This is a genomic window from Variovorax sp. 20P10.2.4 (genome assembly GCF_058244205.1).
The window spans coordinates 1-17,436 of the sequence record NZ_JBZAYE010000097.1; the positions used below are offsets into that span (position 1 = coordinate 1).

Genomic DNA, 17,436 nt, shown 5'->3' on the forward strand with positions numbered 1-17,436 from the left:
AGCGCCGATTTCGCCGAGGGCGTGGCGGCCTTCACCGAGGGACGGCCGCCGGCCTGGCGCGGCCGCTGATCAGGCCGCGATCGCGCGCGCCGAGGCGCGCTGGATGCATTCGACGAAGTGCTGCGCGGCCGGCGTCAGCAACTGGCCGCGGCGCTTGACCACGCAGACGTTGAGCGTCGGCAGCGTCTCGACCACGTCCACGCGCCGGATGCCGTGGCGCTTGAAGCTCAGCGCGGCCAGCGGCTCGACGAACAGGCCGATCAGGTCCATCTGCCCGACCAGCGACAGCGCGACCGTGACCGAGTGGCCCTGGATCACGCGCTGCGGCGCCGGCAGGCCCAGCGGCAGCAGCGCCGAGATCGATTCGCGGCCGCTGAAGTGATCGTCGCCCGGCAGGATCCACTCGGCGGTCGCGAGCTCGGCCATCGAGCGGCTCGCGCGCAGCGGATGGCGCTCGCGCAGCCCCACCACCAGCTTCACCGGGAACAGCTCGATGGCCTCGAACTGCGGATCGAGCCGGCCCGGCACCACATGGGCCACCGCGAAGTCGAGCGAGCCCTCGCGCAGGCGCGCCAGCATCCAGGGCAGCACCGCCTCGCTGAACTGCACGTCGACGGCCGGCAGCCGCCCATGGAAGTCCTTGAACGCCGCCGGCAGGATGGTCTGCGCGAACGAGGTGCTGACGGCCAGCGCGACCCGGCCCGTGAGCCCGTCGCGGATCTGCGCGATCTCCTCGCGGGCGCGCTGCATGTCGGCCAGCAGCATGCGCGCGCGCGGCGCGAAGGCTTCGCCGAAGGGCGTGAGCCGCACGCCCTTGACGCTGCGCTCGACCAGCGGCGCATCGACCTCGCGCTCGAGCTCGCGCACGATCTTGGTCACCGCGGGCTGCGAGATGCCGAGCACGCGCGCCGCGGCGCGGATGCTCATCTGCTCGACCACCGCGACGAAGGCGTGCAACTGGTTGGGTTTCATGGAGGACGGGTGCCGGACGGGCGACAACCAAAAGTTATCGTACTGGCCCAATTATTGTCTTTTCAGCGAGCAACCGACTCTCTAGCATCCGTCGCGGCCGAAGACCTTCGGCCTACCCGCATTCCCACAGAACCACACCAACACCCCGAGACATGAGCCCCACCCGTCCCGCGCACAGCGCCGCCAGCCGGCGCCAGACCATCGTCGCCACCACCATCGGCAACGGCCTCGAGTTCTTCGACTTCACCGTCTACGGTTTCCTCGCGCTGGTGATCGGCAAGCTGTTCTTTCCCACCTTCAGCGGCTACGGCCAGCTGCTGCTCACGGTCGCGACCTTCGGCGTCGGCTTCATCATGCGGCCGCTGGGCGGCATCGTGATCGGCGCCTATGCCGACCGCGCGGGCCGCAAGAAGGCCATGACCCTCACCATCTTCCTGATGGCGCTGGGCTGCGCGGTGATCGCCTTCACGCCCACCTACGCGAGCATCGGCGTCGCGGCGCCGGTGCTGATCGTGCTGGCGCGGCTGATCCAGGGCTTCTCGGCCGGCGGCGAGGTCGGTGCTTCCACCACGCTGCTGGTGGAGCACGCCACGCCGCGCAACCGCGGCTACATGGCGAGCTGGCAGTTCGCGAGCCAGGGCCTGGGCGTGATGCTCGGCGCGGTGGTGGTGGGCGCGCTCACCTTCACGCTGTCGCCCGAGAACATGCAGAGCTGGGGCTGGCGCGTGCCCTTCGTCCTCGGCATGCTGATCGCGCCGGTGGGCATGTACATCCGCCGCCACCTCGAGGAATCGCTGCAGATCGCGCCCGAATCGGCCACCGCGCCGCGCCGCGAGAGCAGCCTCAAGATCGTCTGCTCGCAGCACGGCAAGACGGTGCTGGCCGCCATCCTCGCGCTGGTCGGCGGCACCACGGCGGCCTACGTCGTCACCTTCTACATGCCGACCTACGCGGTGCGCGAGCTCGGCCTCACGCCCTCGGTGGCGCTGTTCGGCGCCGCGCTCACCGGCCTGATCTCGTTCGCCTTCGCGCCCTTCGTCGGCCTGCTGTCGGACCGCGTGGGCCGCAAGCCGCTGATCCTGTGGAGCCGCGTCTTCCTCGTGGTGCTGATCTACCCGGGCTTCCTCTGGCTCAATGCCTCGCCCACGCCCGCGGTGCTGTTCATCGTGCTCGGCGTGCTGAGCCTGGGCCTGGTCGGCCAGACCGTGCCCGGCATCACGATGCTGCCCGAGATGTTCCCGAAGGCGGTGCGCGCCAGCGGCATGTCGCTGGTCTACAGCGTGGGCGTGGCGCTGTTCGGCGGCTTCGCGCCCTTCATCAGCACCTGGCTGCTCAATGCCACCGGCAGCAAGCTCGCGCCGGCCTGGTACCTGGTCATCATGACCCTGGTCTCGCTGCTGGGCCTGCTCTGGCTGCGCGACCACACGGGCCGCGACATCGACGCGGCCGGCGCGCACGCCTGATTCCCCCTCGAACATTCCTCCCCACGATCCCTCCATGACCGCTCTCACCCACAGCACCGCCGCCACGCGGCATTTCTCGGGCACCTACGTCGAGGCCCGCGCCAAGTTCCTCGAGGCCGCGCGCGCTCGCGGCGCGGCTATCGAATCCTTCGTCAATGAAGCACATCGCGGCGCGCTCGGCGAGGAACTCGCGACCGACGTCGCACTGCTCGGCGCCATCGACGCGAAGAAGCTGCTGCTCGTGACCTCGGGCACGCACGGCCCCGAAGGCTTCTGCGGTTCGGGCGCGCAGGTCGCGACCCTGCACGACGAGGACCTGCTCGCGCGCCTGCAGCAGGCCGGCGTGGCGCTGCTGCTGGTGCATGCCGTCAATCCGCACGGCTTCTCGCACCTGCACCGCACCAACGAGGACAACATCGACCTCAACCGCAACCACATCGATTTCGGCGCGCCGCTGCCGGTGAATGCCGAGTACACCGATGTCGAACCGCTGGTGCTGCCCGCGAGCTGGCCGCCGACGCCGGCCGATGAAGCGGCCGTGGCCGCCTACATCGACAAGCACGGCATGCGTGCCTTCCGCGCCGCCGTCACCAAGGGCCAGTACGTTTCGCCCGACGGCCTGTTCTACGGCGGCACCGCGCCCTCGTGGAGCAACAGGACCATCCGGTCGATCCTGCGCAAGTACGCGGCCTCGGCCACCCACATCGGCTGGATCGACGTGCACACGGGCCTGGGCCCCTACGGCCACGGCGAGAAGATCTACCCGGGCCGCAACACGCCCGAGGACCTGGCCATGGCCCATGCCTGGTGGGGCGCCGACGTGTTCGCGCCGTTCGCGGGCGACTCGGCCTCGGCCGACGTCTCGGGTCCGGTGATCTCGACCGCCTACGACGAATGCCCGAACGCGCGCATCGCGCCCATGGGCCTGGAGTTCGGCACCCTGCCCGACAACGAGGTGCTCACGCGCCTGCGCGCCGACACCTGGCTGCGCCGCCATCCCGAAGCCTCCGACGCACAGCAGCGCGAGATCCGCCGCCAGCTGCGCGACGCCTTCTACTGCGACAACGACGAGTGGAAGGGCATGGTGCTGGGGCAGACGCGCGTGGTGCTGCTGCAGACCCTGCAGGGCCTGCGCAAGGCCTGAAGACGGGGCGCGTCAGCCGAAGTTCGGCGCGCGCTTCTCGCGCAGCGAGGCCACGCCCTCGCGCACGTCGGCGCCCGCGAAGCCCATGAATTCGAGCGCCAGCGAGGCGTCGAAGGTGGGCCCGGCCTGGCGCAGCCAGTTGTTGAGCGCGTACTTGGTCAGGCGGATCGCGCTCTGGCTGCCGGCCGCGAGGCGGTCGGCCACCTCGTAGGCGCGCGGCAGCAGTTCCGCGTCCTCGACCGCCAGCGACACCAGGCCGATGCGCTCGGCCTCCTCGCCGCTGACCGGCTCGCACAGCAGCAGGTGGTACTTGGCCTTCGCCATGCCGCACAACAGCGGCCAGACGATCGCCGCATGGTCGCCGGCGGCCACGCCCAGGCGGGTGTGGCCGTCGACGATCTTCGCGCCGCGCGTGGCGATCGAGATGTCGGCCAAGAGGCCCGCCACCAGCCCCGCGCCCACGGCCGGGCCGTGCATCGCGCTCACGATCGGCTTGTCGCAGTTGATGATGTTGTAGACCAGGTCGCGCGCCTCGCGCCACACGCGCTGGCGGATCGCGTCGTCGGCCGTCATGTCCTGCACCATGCCGAGGTCGCCGCCGCCCGAGAAGCCCATGCCCTCGCCGCGCAGCACGGCGCAGCGCACCGAGTCGTCGGCCGAGACATCGCGCCAGATCTCGGCGAGTTCGCGGTGGCCGTCGTGGCCGGCCGTGGGCAGCTTGCCGTTGGCCGCGCGCATCTGGATGTCGAGCACGGTGCCATTGGCGCCGCGGCGCGTGATGGCGAGGGTCTGGTAGCGGGCGTAGTCCATGGTCTTTCCTGTCTCCGGTGCGCGCCGATCGCGCACGCTCGTTGTTCTTTCAGCGCTGCGCGGCCACCTCGCGGCAGCGCTTCACGTTGGCATCGAGCCGCGGCGCGAGGCCGGGCTCGCAGACATCGCCCGCGGGATCGAGCCGGCACAGGCCGACCACCACGTAGTCCATCACGGCGTCGGTGCACATCGGGTACTTGGCGAGCTGCGGGTTGGCCCTGGACTTGAAGCCCCAGCGCTCCGAGAACTCGATGGTGCGCGCCATCGCGCCATGGAAGAACTCGCGGTTCCTCGAGGCGACGGCGGCCTCCATGCGCGGCAGCTCCTCGTTGAGGTAGCCGACCGATTCGAGCGGGAAGTCGGCCGGATTCTGCGACTGCGCGCAGGCGAGCGAGGCGCCCAGCAGCAGCGGCAGCAGGCAGGCGGCGCGCAACGGGCGCGGGTGGGTCGGCGAGGAAGGGGCGGTGCGATGGCGAGGCATGGCCGTCGATTCTGCAACGTTTGCTGACAGTTTTGAATTCAGTCCGATGCGCCGGCGCCACGCGGCGCTTCCACGAAGCGCAGGTCGAGGCCCGCGCAGGCGTGGCGCGCGAACACCAGCTCGTCGGGCGACGAGGCCTCGAGCAGTTGCCGTTCGGCCAGGAAGGTGCGCGCCTGCGGCAGCGAGCGCACGCCGAAGCACAGCGATTCGATGGTCGCGAACGGATGCCGGCCCGGGCTCAGCGCCACGGCGATGTCGGGCATCAAAGCGATCGGGCCCTGTGGCGACGCCGTCAACGCACGCCATCGCGCGCTCGCCTCGGCCTCGTCGGGCACGGCCAGCCCGATCCGCCGCAGGCCGACCAGCCCCAGCGGCCCGCCCGCGCAAGCCTCGAAGGCGACCGCATCGCGAGCACGCCGCTGCGGCGCATCGAGCTTCTCCGGCCACGGATAGATCGTGCCAGCCGCATCCCAGGCGCAGAAGAAGACGCAGCAGGCATCGGAGGACAGGTCGAGCAGCACCGCGTTGGTGAAGTTGGTGACCGACGCGCCCGATGCGTCCTGCGTGCGGTACGCACGCGGCGGCTTGCAGGCGATACCTCGCGCGGCCAGTTCGGCGATGCTCGCTTCCAGGTCGGCCGGATCGAGCGCCAGGCCCTGCACGCGCGGCGGCTGCGCCTCGGGCGGCATGTCGGCGTCGTCGCGCGCGGCCCAGAGCTCGAGGTTGGTGTTGCCGACGTTGATCCAGCCGAAGCTCGCGAAGGCGCTGTGCTGCAGCGGCCAGCTCACCGGCAGGCCGAGCTCGCCGGCGAGCAGCGACCACAGCGGCTCGACCGCGCGCAGGCGGATCACCACGTGGTCGAGCGCGTGGTACGGTGCCATCGCTGCGCGGCGGCCTACCGCCCCTTCTTCTGCTTGTCGAACTTGTGCCAGTAGCGGAACTCGTCCTCGTGCACCTCGAGGTCGACCTCGGACACGCGCGCCTGCAGCCGCTCCTGCACGTCGGCCACGGCCTTGTTGTAGATCGTGGGGCCGACCTCCTCGAGGAAGAAGCCCAGCAGCGCGCCGGCGGCGACGTTGCCGATCGGCTCTTCCATGTTCTCGCGGAAATAGCGCTCGATCGAGGTGATGGCCTGCTGGCGCAGCTCGCGCGAAATCTCGATGGTCATGCGGCGGGGTCCTTGCTGGATGCTCGAAAAGGACATTGTGCCGATGCGTGGAGAATCGGGCCCCCGGCCGCGGCGCGAATGCGGCGGCCGCTCCCCCCAACCGAACCGATCGATCTCCATGGCCCGTCCCTCCCGCCAGCCCCGCATGCTCGAACGCGGCATCCTCTGCCTGCTCATCGGCGCCGCCGTGCTGCTGGGCCCGCACTTCCTGCAGGGCACGCGCTGGTTCGAGATGGTGGCGGGCGCCTCGGTGGTGGGCTGGTTCGCGCTCGCGCTGGGCGCTGCGCTGGTGGTGGTCGAGCTGGTGAAGCGCGGCAAGGATTCGCAACGGCGCTGAGCCGCGCGCCGCTCAGCGCCGCAGCTTCTTGACCAGTTCGACGACCGCGAGCACCACGGCGCCCGCGACGATGCCGACGCCGGCATTGACCAGCATCGAACCCAGCGTGCCGAACACGCCCGAGGTCGCGGCCCAGGCCTCGACCGCATGGCCGAGCGCGGGCACGCCGTGCACCAGGATGCCGCCGCCGACCAGGAACATCGCGGCGGTGCCGGCGATCGACAGCCCCTTCATGAGCCAGGGCGCGCCCGCGAGGATCGCGCGACCCACGCCACGGGCGGCGGCACTGCCGCGCTGGCTCAGGTAGAGGCCCGCGTCGTCGAGCTTCACGATGCCGGCCACCAGGCCGTAGACGCCGACCGTCATGATCAGCGCGATGCCCACCAGCACGCTGAGCTGGGTGGTGAACGGTTGGCCCTGCACGGTGCCCAGCGTGATCGCGATGATTTCGGCCGAGAGGATGAAGTCGGTACGCACCGCGCCCTTGATCTTGTCCTTCTCGACCGCCACCACGTCGACCGCGGCATCGGCCACGGCCTGTTCGTGGCGCGCGGTGTCGGCCGCGTGTTCTTCCTTGTGCAGGAACTTGTGGGCCAGCTTCTCGCAGCCCTCGAAGCACAGGAAGGCGCCGCCCACCATGAGCAGCGGCGTGACCAGCCAGGGCAGCCAGGTGCCGATGGCCAGCGCGGCCGGCACCAGGATCACCTTGTTGACCAGCGAGCCCTTGCACACCGCCCAGACCACCGGCAGTTCGCGGTCGGCCTTGACGCCGGAAACCTGCTGCGCGTTGAGCGCGAGGTCGTCGCCGAGCACCCCGGCCGTCTTCTTGGCGGCGACCTTGGTGAGGACCGATACGTCGTCGAGCACGGTCGCGATGTCGTCGAGCAGCAGGAGCAGGCTGGAGGCCATGGATGGGCGAAAGGAAAATGAAAGGCGCGAGCTTAGCCGCTGCCGTGTGCAGGGTCCGTGAATATCCGCACATGCCGGGCCCGCGCCTTCGGCCGCGGCCACGCGATGTACGCCGAAAGCAGTCGGCCGAAGCTCTCGGCCCTCAACCTTCAGCCGTCAGAGCGCGCTCAGCGCGATCGCCAGCATCGTGGCCAGCGAGACGCCGAACACCGCGAGGCCGACAGCGCGGCGGCGGTGCGTGAGCAGCCACAGCGCCACGCCCGAGAGCGAGAGGAAGATCAGGCTTCCGGCCAGCGTGTCGACCAGCAGGATCCACGCGAGCGGCATGCCGCCGCCCTTGTGCATGTTGGTGAGGGTGGCGACGAGGCCGTTGCGGGTGGTGGCCACGCCCACCGAGCGGTTGCCCTGCCAGTAGTCGGCCTGCACGGTCTGGTTCGGGCCGCCGAAATTGAAGGTCCAGTGCGCGGGCTGCGTCAGCGCGGGCGCCTCGGGATCGGCCTTGCGGTCGACCCAGGCCACCGGTTTCGCGGGCTCGATGCGCGTGGAGCGCGGCGGGCCGTCGGTGCGCAAGGCCTGCTGCAGCCAGGCGGCCATCGCCTCGGGCGTGGCCGGCGCCGGCTCGGGCAGCGCGAGCTGGGCCCGGCTGCGTTCCTGCGATTGCGGCAGCTTCAGCACGTTGCGGTGGTTGAGCCAGATGCCGCTGAAGCCGAACAACAGCCCGAGCACCGCGCCCCAGAGGCCGAACCAGCCATGGGTGCGGCGGATCCACTGCACGGCGAGCGTGCGGCGCTGGTGCGATTGCACCCGGCGGGCGTGGCCCGGGGCGTGTCCGGCGTCCATGTCAGGCGACGTTGCGTTTGAGGCGGATTTCCTCGATGCGCACGCTGCCGATCTGCGTGGTCTTGGCGGTCTTCATCTCGCGCTTGAAGCCGGCCAGCTCGTGGAAGCGCATCGCGCGGTCGTTGCGGATCGGCACCCAGATGGTGACCGTGGTGCAGCCCTCTTCCTCGAGGCCTTCGCGCGCGGCGTCCCAGAGGGCGACGCCCAGACCCTTGTCCCAGTGCTCGGGACGGACGTAGAGGGCCCAGATCTCGCCCGCGGTGGACGGCGTCTTGGGGTCGCGCGAGCGGTCGAAGCCGACGAAGCCGACGACCTTGCCGTCGAGCTCGGCCACGTGGACCTGCGGTTCGCTGAACTCGATGGCTTCGCGCCACTTGGCCTCGCGCGAGGCGAGCGCCAGCGCGCGCAGCTCCTCTTCGGGCAGGATGCCTTCGTAGGCGGCCTTGGCGGCGGCGGCGTGGACTTCTGCGATGGCCTTGGCATCGCGCATCGTGGCGGGGCGAACTTCGTGGTCGGACATGAATGCGGGAAAAACGGATGGAACCGCCTATTGTCGCCGCACCGCTAAACTCCCAGCCCATCATCGCAGCAGCTCAGGAGAAACCTCATGGCCAAGGGTCAGCAACGTTCCAACAAGGAAAGCAAGAAACCGAAGAAGGACACCTCCCCGCCGAAGGCCCCGGCACTCGGCGGCGAGCCGGTGCGCGCGGTCGTCACCACGGCGGTGATTCCGCGCGGCAAGCTCAAGAACAAGTGATCCGCCACCCGTGAGCGACGCACCGGCCTCGCCGCCCTCCCCCACCGCGCCCCCGGCCCAGCCGCGCAATCCGCTGCATGGGCTGACGCTCGAAGCCATCGTGAAGGCGCTGCAGGCGCACTACGGCTGGCAGCAGCTGGGCGAGCTGGTGCCGGTGCGCTGCTTCACGCACGAACCCAGCGTGGGTTCGAGCCTGCGCTTCCTGCGCAAGACGCCGTGGGCGCGCGAGAAGGTCGAGAGCCTCTACCTCTTCATGTTGCGCGAGCAGCGCCGCCAGGGCACGTCGACGCCGCGGCCATGAAGGTCCGCCTCGAGCCCTCGGGCCTGGTCTTCGAGACCGAGGCCGGCACCAGCGTGCTGAAGGCGGCCGAGGCGGCCGGCATCGAGATGCCGAGCTCGTGCCGCAACGGCACCTGCCGCACCTGCATCTGCCGATTGCTCGAAGGCGAGGCACGCCACACCATCGAATGGCCGGGCCTGAGCGCCGAGGAAAAGGCCGAGCGCTGGATCCTGCCCTGCGTGGCCGAGGCGCTGGGCGACATCGCGATCGACGCGCCGCAGGCCTTCTCGCTGTTCGACGACGCCTGACTCAGCCGCGCACGGCCGGCGCCGCCACCACCAGCCGGTCGCGCTGCGCCAGCGAGGGGAAGAGCCTGAACCAGGTCAGCGCGACCAGCATCGTGCCGACACCGCCCACCACCACCGAGCCCACCGGCCCGAGCAGCGCCGCGGTGGCGCCCGATTCGAATTCGCCGAGCTGGTTGCTGGCACCGATGAAGATCGAGTTGACCGCGCTGACCCGCCCGCGCATGGCATCGGGCGTCTCGAGCTGCACCAGCGTCTGGCGGATCACCACGTTGACCATGTCGGCGCCGCCCGAAACCGCGAGCGCGATCAGCGACACGATGAAGCTGCGCGAGATGCCGAACACCACCATGCACAGGCCGAACAGCGCGATCGCCATCAGCAGCGCGCGCCCCACGCGGCGCTCGATCGGTCGGCGCGTGAGCGCGATCGACATCACCAGCGCGCCGACCGCGGGCGCGCCGCGCAGCAGGCCCAGGCCCCAGGGGCCGGTGTGCAGGATGTCCTTGGCATAGATCGGCAGCAGCGCCACCGCGCCGCCCAGCAGCACCGCGAACAGGTCGAGCGAGACCGCGCCGAGCACCGGCTTGCGGTTCCAGATGAAGTTGACGCCCGCGAACACCGTGCCGAGCGTGACCGGCTCGCGCGCCTTGGGCACGTAGGCATAGCGCAGCCGCAGCACCAGCGCGCAGGCCACCACGAAGAACAGCACGCTCGCGCCGTAGACCACCGCCATGCCCGCCACGAACAGCAGGCCGCCGAGCGCCGGCCCGCCGATGATCGCGCCCTGCATGCCGGCCGAGCTGAAGGCCATGGCGCGGGCCAGCATGACCGGCGGCACCAGCATCGGCGTCAGCGCCTGCTGGGCCGGCATCTGGAACGCGCGCACCGCGCCCAGCACCAGCGACAGCCCCAGCAGCAGCGCGCGGCTGTCGTGGCCGCGCAGCACCGCGAACAGCAGCGCCAGCGCCACCAGCCCCTGCACCGCGAAGCAGGCCGCGACGATGCGCCCGCGGTGGTGGCGGTCGACCACGTGGCCCGCGAGCAGCGCCAGCAGCAGCGCCGGCACGAACTGGTAGAGCCCGACCAGGCCCAGGTCCCAGGCGCTGTTGGTCAGGTCGTACATGTGCCAGCCGATGGCCACCAGCAGCATCTGCGAGGCGGCGGTGCCGAACAGGCGCGCCACCCACATCTGCATGAACGGGCGTTCGCGCGTGAGGTCGGAAAAACTCGGTGGGGAAGGCACCGCGCCGGCGGCGGGATCGAGGGGGGAGGAGGCGGAGGCTGAGGAGCCAGTGGCGGGGCCGGACATCCATCCGAGGATAGCCCACCCACCGTGAGCCGCGCATGAGGGCCCACCAAGGCCCCTGCACGACCCTGCGCCGCGGCGCTTCTACACTCGAGCCCTCCCATGGCCCCGCCCCCGCTACGACCCGTTCACGAAGACGCCCACCTGCTGGTGCTCGACAAGCCCGCCGGCCTGCTCTGCGTGCCCGGCCGCGGCGAGGACAAGCAGGACTGCCTGAGCGCGCGCGCCCAGCGTCAGTGGCCCGATGCGCTGATCGTGCACCGGCTCGACATGGCGACCAGCGGCCTGGTGCTGATGGCGCGCGGCCTAGAGATGCAGCGCGCGCTGAGCGATGCCTTCGCCACGCGCCAGGTCGACAAGCGCTATGAAGCTGTCGTCGACGGCCTGCTGCCCGTGGACGCGGACTGGGCCTGCATCGATGCCCCGCTGATGGCCGACTGGCCGCGCCGCCCGCTGCAGAAGATCGACCCCGCCGGCAAGCCCAGCCTCACGCGCTGGCGCGCCCTGGGCGGCATCGACGGCGAGGCGCCCTGCAGCTACCTGCTGTTGGAGCCGCTCACCGGCCGCTCGCACCAGCTGCGCGTGCACCTCTCGTCGATCGGCCATCCGATCCTCGGCGATGCGCTCTATGGCAGCCCCGAAGTGCAGGCACGCGCGCCGCGCCTGCTGCTGCATGCGAGCGCGCTGGGCTTCGAACACCCGGCCACGCGCGAGCGCATGCGCTTCGAGAGCCGGCCCGATTTCGGGCCGCGCTTCGAGGCGTTGCGGGAGGCGGGGGAAGGCTCGGCGTGAGTGGCGGGATGCCGCGCGATTCGATGGGGTGAGTGGCGCGGCGTTCTCAGCCGCCCTTGACCACCAGCACCGGCACCATCGAGTCCTGCAGCACGCGCTGCGTCACGCTGCCGAGCAGCAGCTTCTCGATGCCGCTGCGGCCGTGCGAGCCCATCACGATCAGGTCGGCCGCGATGGCGATGGCCGTGTCCACGATGCCTTCGTGCACCACGTGGCCGTCGATCACGCGCTGGTCGCTGTGCAGGCCTTCGGCCGCCAGCGCGGCCACGCCGCGCGCGAGTGCCGCATTGGCGCTTGAGGTGGCCGCGGCGAGGTACTCGTTCTGGCCGAGCGCATAGTCCGCGCCCACGCCGATGAAGGGGTAGTTGTCGATCACGTGGATCAGGGTGATGCGGCTTCCGAAGGCCAGCGCCAATCCGCTGGCCTTGCTGACCGCGAGCATGGAAGTTTCGGAGCCGTCGATGGGGACCAGGATGTGATTGAACATGGCGGACCTCGCTTTCTTCGTTCGCAGGCAGACAGGGTCCAGTCCACGGGCCGTTGGAGATGGCCGAAGACCGGGCCCCGAATTTAACCGCAAGGCTGCGACACAACTGTAGGACGCCTCCCAGCCAGGGAAATCGCGGATACCGCGTTCGCGCGGCCCGCGCCTGCAGGCCGCGCAGCGCCTCGTGCCGCGGGTTTCAGTCGCCCTGAAAACCCTGGGCGCGGCAGGTGATCACCAGCGTGTCGCGCCAGCCCGTGCCGTTCTCCTCGAGCGGCTGGATCGGCGTCGATTCGTGGATCACGCGCGCATCGTCGAGCAGCAGCAGCGTCCACGGCTCGGTCATGGTGAAGCGCTCGCCGCGCCGCCCGTTGGCCTCGAACACGCGCGTCTCGCCGCCCTTGATGTCGTGGCGGCCCACCAGCGCCACCGCCACCAGGTCCACGCCATCGCGGTGCGCGCCCTCGGGCGTCGGCCGGCCGATGCCGCCCGCGGTGTCGATGCGGAACTGGTGCGCCTCCACGTACCAGCGCTGCGCGCCGCGCAGCTGGCTCGCCGCTTCGCCCAGTCGCACGATCAACCGCTGCCAGGCCGGCTGCGCGATCGTGGCCGCGAGCATCGGCGCGAACCAGCGCTGCATGCCGCCATGCAGCGCGTTGTATTCGACCGGCTGCCAGTGCGCGCGGCGCGGTACCTGCTGCATCGCCTCGCCGTCGACGGTGAAGCATTCGTGGCGCCGCGTGCGATAGCGGCCGCCGTCCTTCAGGTATTCGTCGGGCGGAAGATCGTTCCAGTCGGCATGCAACGCCTCGAGCTGCGCGACCGGCAGGCCGAGCCAGTCGCCCACGGCCTGGGGCCCAAGCACCGCGTAGCCCTGGTCGCGCAGTGCGGCCGGCAGTTCCGCGGGATGGATGAACGGCGGATCGAAGGCCGGGGTGGTCACGACGCCGTGACCTTCACGTCTTTCCAGAACGCGACGCGGTCGCGGACCATCTCGGCCTCGGGCTTGGGGTCGGCGTAGTACCAGGCGGCGTCGGTGTTGAGTTCGCCGTTGACCAGCAGCGAGTAGTAGTTCGCGCTGCCCTTCCAGGGGCAGGTGGTCTTGTGGTTGCTGAAGGTCACGACGTCGCGGTTGAGCGACGACATGGGGAAGTAGTGGTTGCCCTCGACGAGGACGGTGTCGTCGCTTTCGGCGATGGTGGCGCCGTTCCAGGTGGCTTTCATTTGGGTTTGGGTCTCCGACTGGGGGGATGTGTTTGGCCGGAGGGGTATTGTGACTGTTTGGTTTCTGGTGTTTTGTGGGGGTGGTTTTTTTGCTCTTTGAGGCTGAGGTTGGATGGGGGTTGTTTTCTTTGCTTAGGCCGTAGGCCGGGTCTCGCCCCGGCGGGCGACTTACTTTCTTTGTCTCGCCAAAGAAAGTAAGCAAAGAAAGGCGACCCCGCTGTCTGTGTCCCTCCGCTTCGCTACGGGCAACCTGCAGTGCTCGGAGAAAGCGGGGGTCCGCAGAACTCGCTCCACTTCGTTGCGCTCAGACAGCTGCGGCCCTGATCCCGCTTTCTCCTGCGCTCCTCGGCACAGCCAGAGGGGACTAGGGTCAACGCGCCATGGCGCGTCCTTGTGTGGTGAGTGCGCATGCGTAGGCCTTGGATCTTTCGCTGAGGCCGAGCGAAGCAAAGGCCCGAAGGGTCTGCTGGGCCGAGCATCGCGATGGCCCGACCCACCCCCTCTGGCTGCGCCGAGGAGCGCAGCGTTTCGCGGATAAGGGCTCGCAGCTGTCTGAGCGCAACGAAGTGGAGCGAGTTCTGCGAGACCCCGCGAAACGCGAGCACCGCAGGTTGCCCGTAGCGAAGCGGAGGGTCGCAGACAGTGGGGTCGCCTTTTCTTTGCCTACTTTCTTTTGGCGAAGCAAAAGAAAGTAGGTCCGCCGCCGGGCGGAATTCCCGGCTCCTGCCGCTGCAAGAACAAGACCTTCGAAAAGGACCTTCAAGCCCCCAACCAATGCACGCTAAACAACCTCTCCGAATCCACCCAAACCGCCCCCGGCCGAAACCCCGCTTTAACGGCCAAAGCACGAAACCCATCCACAGTGAACTTATGCGAGTACTCCGTATGAATGGTCTCCCCTTCCTCGAACCCAAACGACTCGCCATTCACTGAAACGCTCTGAGCCCGCCGACTCACCAGATGCATCTCGATCCGCCGCAGAGGCGCATTGAAGAACGCCGCATGCGTGAACCCATCGAGATCGAAGTCCGCATCCAGCTCCGAATTGGCACGCCGCAACAGATTGAGATTGAACGCCGCCGTCACCCCTTGCGCATCGTTGTAGGCCGCATGCAACCGCGCCGGATCCTTCACCAGATCCACCCCGATCAGCATCCCGCCACCACGCAACATCCGAGCCGCCAGCTGCAAGAAGGCCAGCGCCTCGTCAGGCTCGAAGTTCCCCAGCGTAGACCCCGGAAAGAACCCCACCCGTCGCCCGGCCCCAGGCATGGGCGCGGGCAACACCAGCGGCATCGTGTAGTCGGCCGCAATCGGCTGCACGGCCAACTCCGGATAGTCCGCACGCAAGCGCGCAGCAGCCCCTTCGAGATACTCGCCCGAGATATCGATCGGCAGATAACGCTTCGGCGACTCGAGCGCATCGAGCAGCAAGCGGATCTTGGTCAACGACCCCGCTCCGAACTCCACGATCTCCGCATTCGGCCCGATCTGCTTCGCGATCTCTCCCGCGCACTCGCCGAGGATGCGCAACTCGGTGCGCGTCGGGTAGTACTCGGGCAGATCGCAGATCTGATCGAACAGCTGCGAGCCCACGACGTCATAGAAGAATTTCGGCGAGATGCTGCGCGGCGTGCGCGCCAGCCCCGCCTGCATCTCGCGCGCGAACTCGGACAGCGGCGCGGTCGTGGCGGGCGCAACGACGGCGGGACGCTTCTTCGCCGAGAACGGCAACGAAGAAGACGAGGAAGAAGCGGAAGCAGTCGAAGCTGCCGCGGGAATGGGAGCGAATGGGCGCATGGTCAGAGATCCTTCGCGAGCCGCAGGCCGGTGAATTGCCAGCGCGCGGCCGGCGGGAAGAAGTTGCGATAACTGGGGCGCGCATGGCCCTCGGGCGTGGCCACGCTGCCGCCGCGCAGCACGAGCTGGCCCACCATGAACTTGCCGTTGTATTCGGCCGCGACGCCAGGCAGCGGCTTGAAGCCCGGATACGGGTCGTACGAGGAACGCGTCCATTGCCACACGTGGCCGGTCATCTGCGAGATGCCCGGGTTGCCGAACGCGGCCTCCCACTCGAACTCGGTCGGCAGCCGCGCGCCGGCCCATTCGGCATACGCGGCGGCCTCGTAGAAACTCAGTTGCGATACCGGCGCCTCGGGCTCGATCGGCCGCACGCCATGCAGACCGAACACATGCCAGCCGCCGGCATTGGCCGACGAGGCACCCAGGCGCGGATCGTCGGGCGCGAGCCAGTAGGCCGGATGGCGCCAGCCCTGCGACTGCACCGCGGCCCAGCCGTCGGACAGCCACAGCTCGGGCCGCTGGTAGCCGCCATCGGCGATGAACTGCGCGAAGTCACCGCAATTCACGAGCCGGTCGGCGATCGCATGCGGCTGCAGCAGCGCGCGATGACGCGGGGTCTCGTTGTCGAACGAGAAGCCCGCGCCGTCATGGCCGATCTCGACCAGGCCGCCCTCGTGCGGCAGCCAGCGCATGGCGGGCGGCACCGCGGCCAGCCGCAGCGCGGGGCCGCCGGCGGGCTTGTAGGCGGGCAGCAGCGGGTTGCACGACAGGGCATGCAGGATGTCGGTGAGCAGCAGCTCCTGGTGCTGCTGCTCGTGGTTCAGGCCCAGGGTGACGATGGGCTCGAGCGTGGCCCAGGCGGCCTCGGCCTCGTCGCTGTCGAGGAAGGCCAGCACGGCCGCATCGACATGGCGACGGTAGGCCTGCACCTCGTCGAGCGAGGGCCGCGTGAGCAGGCCGCGCTGCGGGCGCGGATGGCGCGGGCCCAGCGCCTCGTAATAGGAATTGAAGAGGTAATGAAAACGCGTGTCGAAGGGCTGGTAGCCGCTGGCATGCGGCTGCAGCAGCACGGTTTCGAAGAACCAGGTGGTGTGCGCGAGATGCCATTTGGTCGGGCTCGCGTCGGGCATCGACTGGATGCACTGGTCTTCGGCGGAAAGCGGTGCGGCAAGCGCGAGGCTGGCGGCGCGCACGGAGCGGAACTGCTCTCGCACGGTGCCGGCTGCCGGCGTGATCGGCCGGGAAAGCGTCATGGGTTCTCCAGTCGCGGGTCAACGAAGTTTGTAGCCGATGCTTCCGACGGCGGCGCGTAGGACAAGGACCCGCCCCCTGGCGCAGGCTGTCCCTCCTCGCGCCATCCAACGGCGGGTCGGCCACTTTGGCACAAGATGGCTTCGCGTGCAGGGCGCTGCGTATCATCCGTTCGATGCAAACGACCAACTCCCCAGGCCGCCCCCGCGTCGTCATCGTCGGCTGCGGTTTCGGCGGGCTCGAAGCGGCTCGCAAGCTGCAAGGCGCCGACGTCGACGTGACGGTGATCGACCGCACCAACCACCACCTGTTCCAGCCGTTGCTCTACCAGGTGGCGACCGCCGGGCTGGCGGCGCCGTCGATCGCAGCACCAGTGCGCGGGCTGTTCCGCGGCCAGGCCAACATCACGACCCTGCTCGGCGAAGTCACGGCCATCGATCCGGCCGCGCGCACGGTGCGCATGGCCGACGGCAACCCCGTGCCATACGACCACCTGATCGTCGCGGCCGGTGCCACCCACAGCTATTTCGGGCGCGACGAATGGTCGGCCAATGCGCCGGGCCTCAAGACCCTGGCCGATGCCTTCGAGATCCGGCGCCGCGTGCTGCTGTCCTTCGAGACCGCCGAGCTCACGACCGACGCGCAACGCCGCCGCGCGCTGCTGACCTTCGTGGTGATCGGCGCCGGCCCCACGGGCGTGGAGATGGCGGGCACGCTGGCCGAGATCGCCAAGCACACGCTCGCGGGCGAGTTCCGCCACATCGACCCGGCGAGCGCGCAGGTGCTGCTGGTCGAGGGCGGACCGCGCGTGCTGCAGGCGATGCCCGAGGGCCTGAGCCAGAAGGCGCTCGAGCAGCTCGAGAAGCTCGGCGTCGAGGTGCGGCTCAATGCGCGCGTGACCGCGATCGACGCCACCGGCCTCGAGGTGCAGACCGGCGGCGGCGCCGACGGCGCGCCCGCGCAAAGCTATCGCATCGACAGCAGCTGCGTGGTGTGGGCCGCAGGCGTCGCGGCCTCGCCGCTCGGGCGCATGCTCGGCAGCGCCACGGGCGTCGAATGCGACCGCGCGGGCCGCATCAAGGTCGAGCCCGACCTGAGCCTCGCGGG

General features: G+C 69.6%; 22 protein-coding genes. 8 read left to right on the top strand and 14 right to left on the bottom strand.

Translation table 11 applies throughout. From position 1 onward, the window contains the following. Positions 1-69 precede the first annotated feature (69 nt). Positions 70-972 (bottom strand): LysR family transcriptional regulator, encoded by a 903-nt coding sequence (locus AC27VN_RS12215; RefSeq protein WP_490876702.1) that lies wholly within the window; start codon positions 970-972, stop codon positions 70-72. A gap of 152 nt (positions 973-1,124) precedes the next feature. Here AC27VN_RS12215 and AC27VN_RS12220 point away from each other — a divergent pair, with 152 nt between their 5' ends. Further along, positions 1,125-2,435: an MFS transporter gene (locus AC27VN_RS12220; protein WP_444813598.1), complete on the top strand. Its 1,311-nt coding sequence runs from the start codon at positions 1,125-1,127 to the stop codon at positions 2,433-2,435. A 34-nt stretch (positions 2,436-2,469) separates the two neighbouring features. Further along, entirely contained in the window at positions 2,470-3,579 is a 1,110-nt protein-coding gene (locus AC27VN_RS12225) for a M14 family metallopeptidase (protein WP_490876703.1), read from the top strand. Positions 3,580-3,591: 12 nt separating this feature from the next. On the opposite strand, the gene AC27VN_RS12230 is transcribed toward AC27VN_RS12225, so the two are convergent. From AC27VN_RS12230 to AC27VN_RS12245, 4 genes are read right to left on the bottom strand one after another with little or no spacing between them, the layout of a single operon-like run. After that, complete coding sequence (locus AC27VN_RS12230; RefSeq protein ID WP_490876704.1) at positions 3,592-4,389, bottom strand: enoyl-CoA hydratase/isomerase family protein; 798 nt, start codon at positions 4,387-4,389, stop codon at positions 3,592-3,594. Between the two features lie 49 nt (positions 4,390-4,438). Beyond that, a complete protein-coding gene (locus tag AC27VN_RS12235; RefSeq protein ID WP_296789296.1) occupies positions 4,439-4,870 on the bottom strand; it encodes a hypothetical protein in 432 nt (143 codons plus the stop codon). Between the two features lie 38 nt (positions 4,871-4,908). Next, a complete protein-coding gene (locus AC27VN_RS12240; RefSeq protein WP_490876705.1) occupies positions 4,909-5,751 on the bottom strand; it encodes a VOC family protein in 843 nt (280 codons plus the stop codon). A 14-nt stretch (positions 5,752-5,765) separates the two neighbouring features. Then, the gene (locus AC27VN_RS12245; protein WP_093339951.1) at positions 5,766-6,038 is read right to left on the bottom strand and encodes a DUF2164 domain-containing protein; all 273 of its coding nucleotides are present in this window, start codon (positions 6,036-6,038) and stop codon (positions 5,766-5,768) included. A 118-nt stretch (positions 6,039-6,156) separates the two neighbouring features. Here AC27VN_RS12245 and AC27VN_RS12250 point away from each other — a divergent pair, with 118 nt between their 5' ends. Further along, complete coding sequence (locus tag AC27VN_RS12250; protein WP_057597821.1) at positions 6,157-6,375, top strand: hypothetical protein; 219 nt, start codon at positions 6,157-6,159, stop codon at positions 6,373-6,375. Positions 6,376-6,387: 12 nt separating this feature from the next. Here the strand turns inward: AC27VN_RS12250 and AC27VN_RS12255 are convergent, their stop codons facing one another. The 3 genes from AC27VN_RS12255 to AC27VN_RS12265 form a co-directional block, all read right to left on the bottom strand. Beyond that, positions 6,388-7,284, bottom strand: coding sequence for a DUF808 domain-containing protein (locus AC27VN_RS12255; RefSeq protein ID WP_490876706.1), 897 nt, complete (start codon positions 7,282-7,284; stop codon positions 6,388-6,390). A gap of 156 nt (positions 7,285-7,440) precedes the next feature. After that, a complete protein-coding gene (locus AC27VN_RS12260; protein WP_490876707.1) occupies positions 7,441-8,124 on the bottom strand; it encodes a PepSY-associated TM helix domain-containing protein in 684 nt (227 codons plus the stop codon). Position 8,125: 1 nt separating this feature from the next. Continuing rightward, a complete protein-coding gene (locus tag AC27VN_RS12265; protein WP_395351125.1) occupies positions 8,126-8,644 on the bottom strand; it encodes a GNAT family N-acetyltransferase in 519 nt (172 codons plus the stop codon). Positions 8,645-8,731: 87 nt separating this feature from the next. Here AC27VN_RS12265 and AC27VN_RS12270 point away from each other — a divergent pair, with 87 nt between their 5' ends. From AC27VN_RS12270 to AC27VN_RS12280, 3 genes are read left to right on the top strand one after another with little or no spacing between them, the layout of a single operon-like run. Next, entirely contained in the window at positions 8,732-8,881 is a 150-nt protein-coding gene (locus tag AC27VN_RS12270) for a hypothetical protein (protein ID WP_177239215.1), read from the top strand. Between the two features lie 10 nt (positions 8,882-8,891). Beyond that, positions 8,892-9,182 carry a VF530 family protein gene (locus AC27VN_RS12275; RefSeq protein ID WP_490876708.1) on the top strand — a complete coding sequence of 97 codons (291 nt, stop codon included), beginning with the start codon at positions 8,892-8,894 and terminating at the stop codon, positions 9,180-9,182. Then, positions 9,179-9,469: a 2Fe-2S iron-sulfur cluster-binding protein gene (locus AC27VN_RS12280; RefSeq protein WP_296740244.1), complete on the top strand. Its 291-nt coding sequence runs from the start codon at positions 9,179-9,181 to the stop codon at positions 9,467-9,469. Before AC27VN_RS12275 ends, AC27VN_RS12280 begins: the two co-directional genes overlap by 4 nt. 1 nt (position 9,470) lies before the next feature. Here the strand turns inward: AC27VN_RS12280 and AC27VN_RS12285 are convergent, their stop codons facing one another. Continuing rightward, positions 9,471-10,778, bottom strand: a complete 1,308-nt coding sequence (locus AC27VN_RS12285; RefSeq protein ID WP_490876709.1) for an MFS transporter — start codon at positions 10,776-10,778, stop codon at positions 9,471-9,473. A 99-nt stretch (positions 10,779-10,877) separates the two neighbouring features. Between AC27VN_RS12285 and AC27VN_RS12290 the strand changes: the two genes are divergently transcribed. Beyond that, positions 10,878-11,567: an RluA family pseudouridine synthase gene (locus AC27VN_RS12290; protein ID WP_490876710.1), complete on the top strand. Its 690-nt coding sequence runs from the start codon at positions 10,878-10,880 to the stop codon at positions 11,565-11,567. A 46-nt stretch (positions 11,568-11,613) separates the two neighbouring features. Here AC27VN_RS12290 and AC27VN_RS12295 read toward each other — a convergent pair whose 3' ends face one another. From AC27VN_RS12295 to egtB, 5 genes are all read right to left on the bottom strand, one after another. After that, on the bottom strand, positions 11,614-12,054 hold the full coding sequence (locus AC27VN_RS12295) for a universal stress protein (RefSeq protein WP_057597897.1): 441 nt from the start codon (positions 12,052-12,054) through the stop codon (positions 11,614-11,616). A gap of 196 nt (positions 12,055-12,250) precedes the next feature. After that, positions 12,251-12,994 (bottom strand): 2OG-Fe dioxygenase family protein, encoded by a 744-nt coding sequence (locus AC27VN_RS12300; protein WP_296789287.1) that lies wholly within the window; start codon positions 12,992-12,994, stop codon positions 12,251-12,253. Then, a complete protein-coding gene (locus AC27VN_RS12305) occupies positions 12,991-13,275 on the bottom strand; it encodes a DUF427 domain-containing protein (protein WP_093339974.1) in 285 nt (94 codons plus the stop codon). Before AC27VN_RS12305 ends, AC27VN_RS12300 begins: the two co-directional genes overlap by 4 nt. A gap of 759 nt (positions 13,276-14,034) precedes the next feature. Next, entirely contained in the window at positions 14,035-14,931 is an 897-nt protein-coding gene (gene egtD, locus AC27VN_RS12310; RefSeq protein ID WP_398495168.1) for an L-histidine N(alpha)-methyltransferase, read from the bottom strand. Between the two features lie 146 nt (positions 14,932-15,077). Further along, positions 15,078-16,331, bottom strand: coding sequence for an ergothioneine biosynthesis protein EgtB (gene egtB / locus AC27VN_RS12315; protein WP_431509690.1), 1,254 nt, complete (start codon positions 16,329-16,331; stop codon positions 15,078-15,080). Between the two features lie 173 nt (positions 16,332-16,504). On the opposite strand from egtB, the gene AC27VN_RS12320 reads away from it, so the two are divergent. Further along, on the top strand, positions 16,505-17,436 hold a 932-nt coding region (locus AC27VN_RS12320; RefSeq protein WP_490876711.1), incomplete at its 3' end, for an NAD(P)/FAD-dependent oxidoreductase.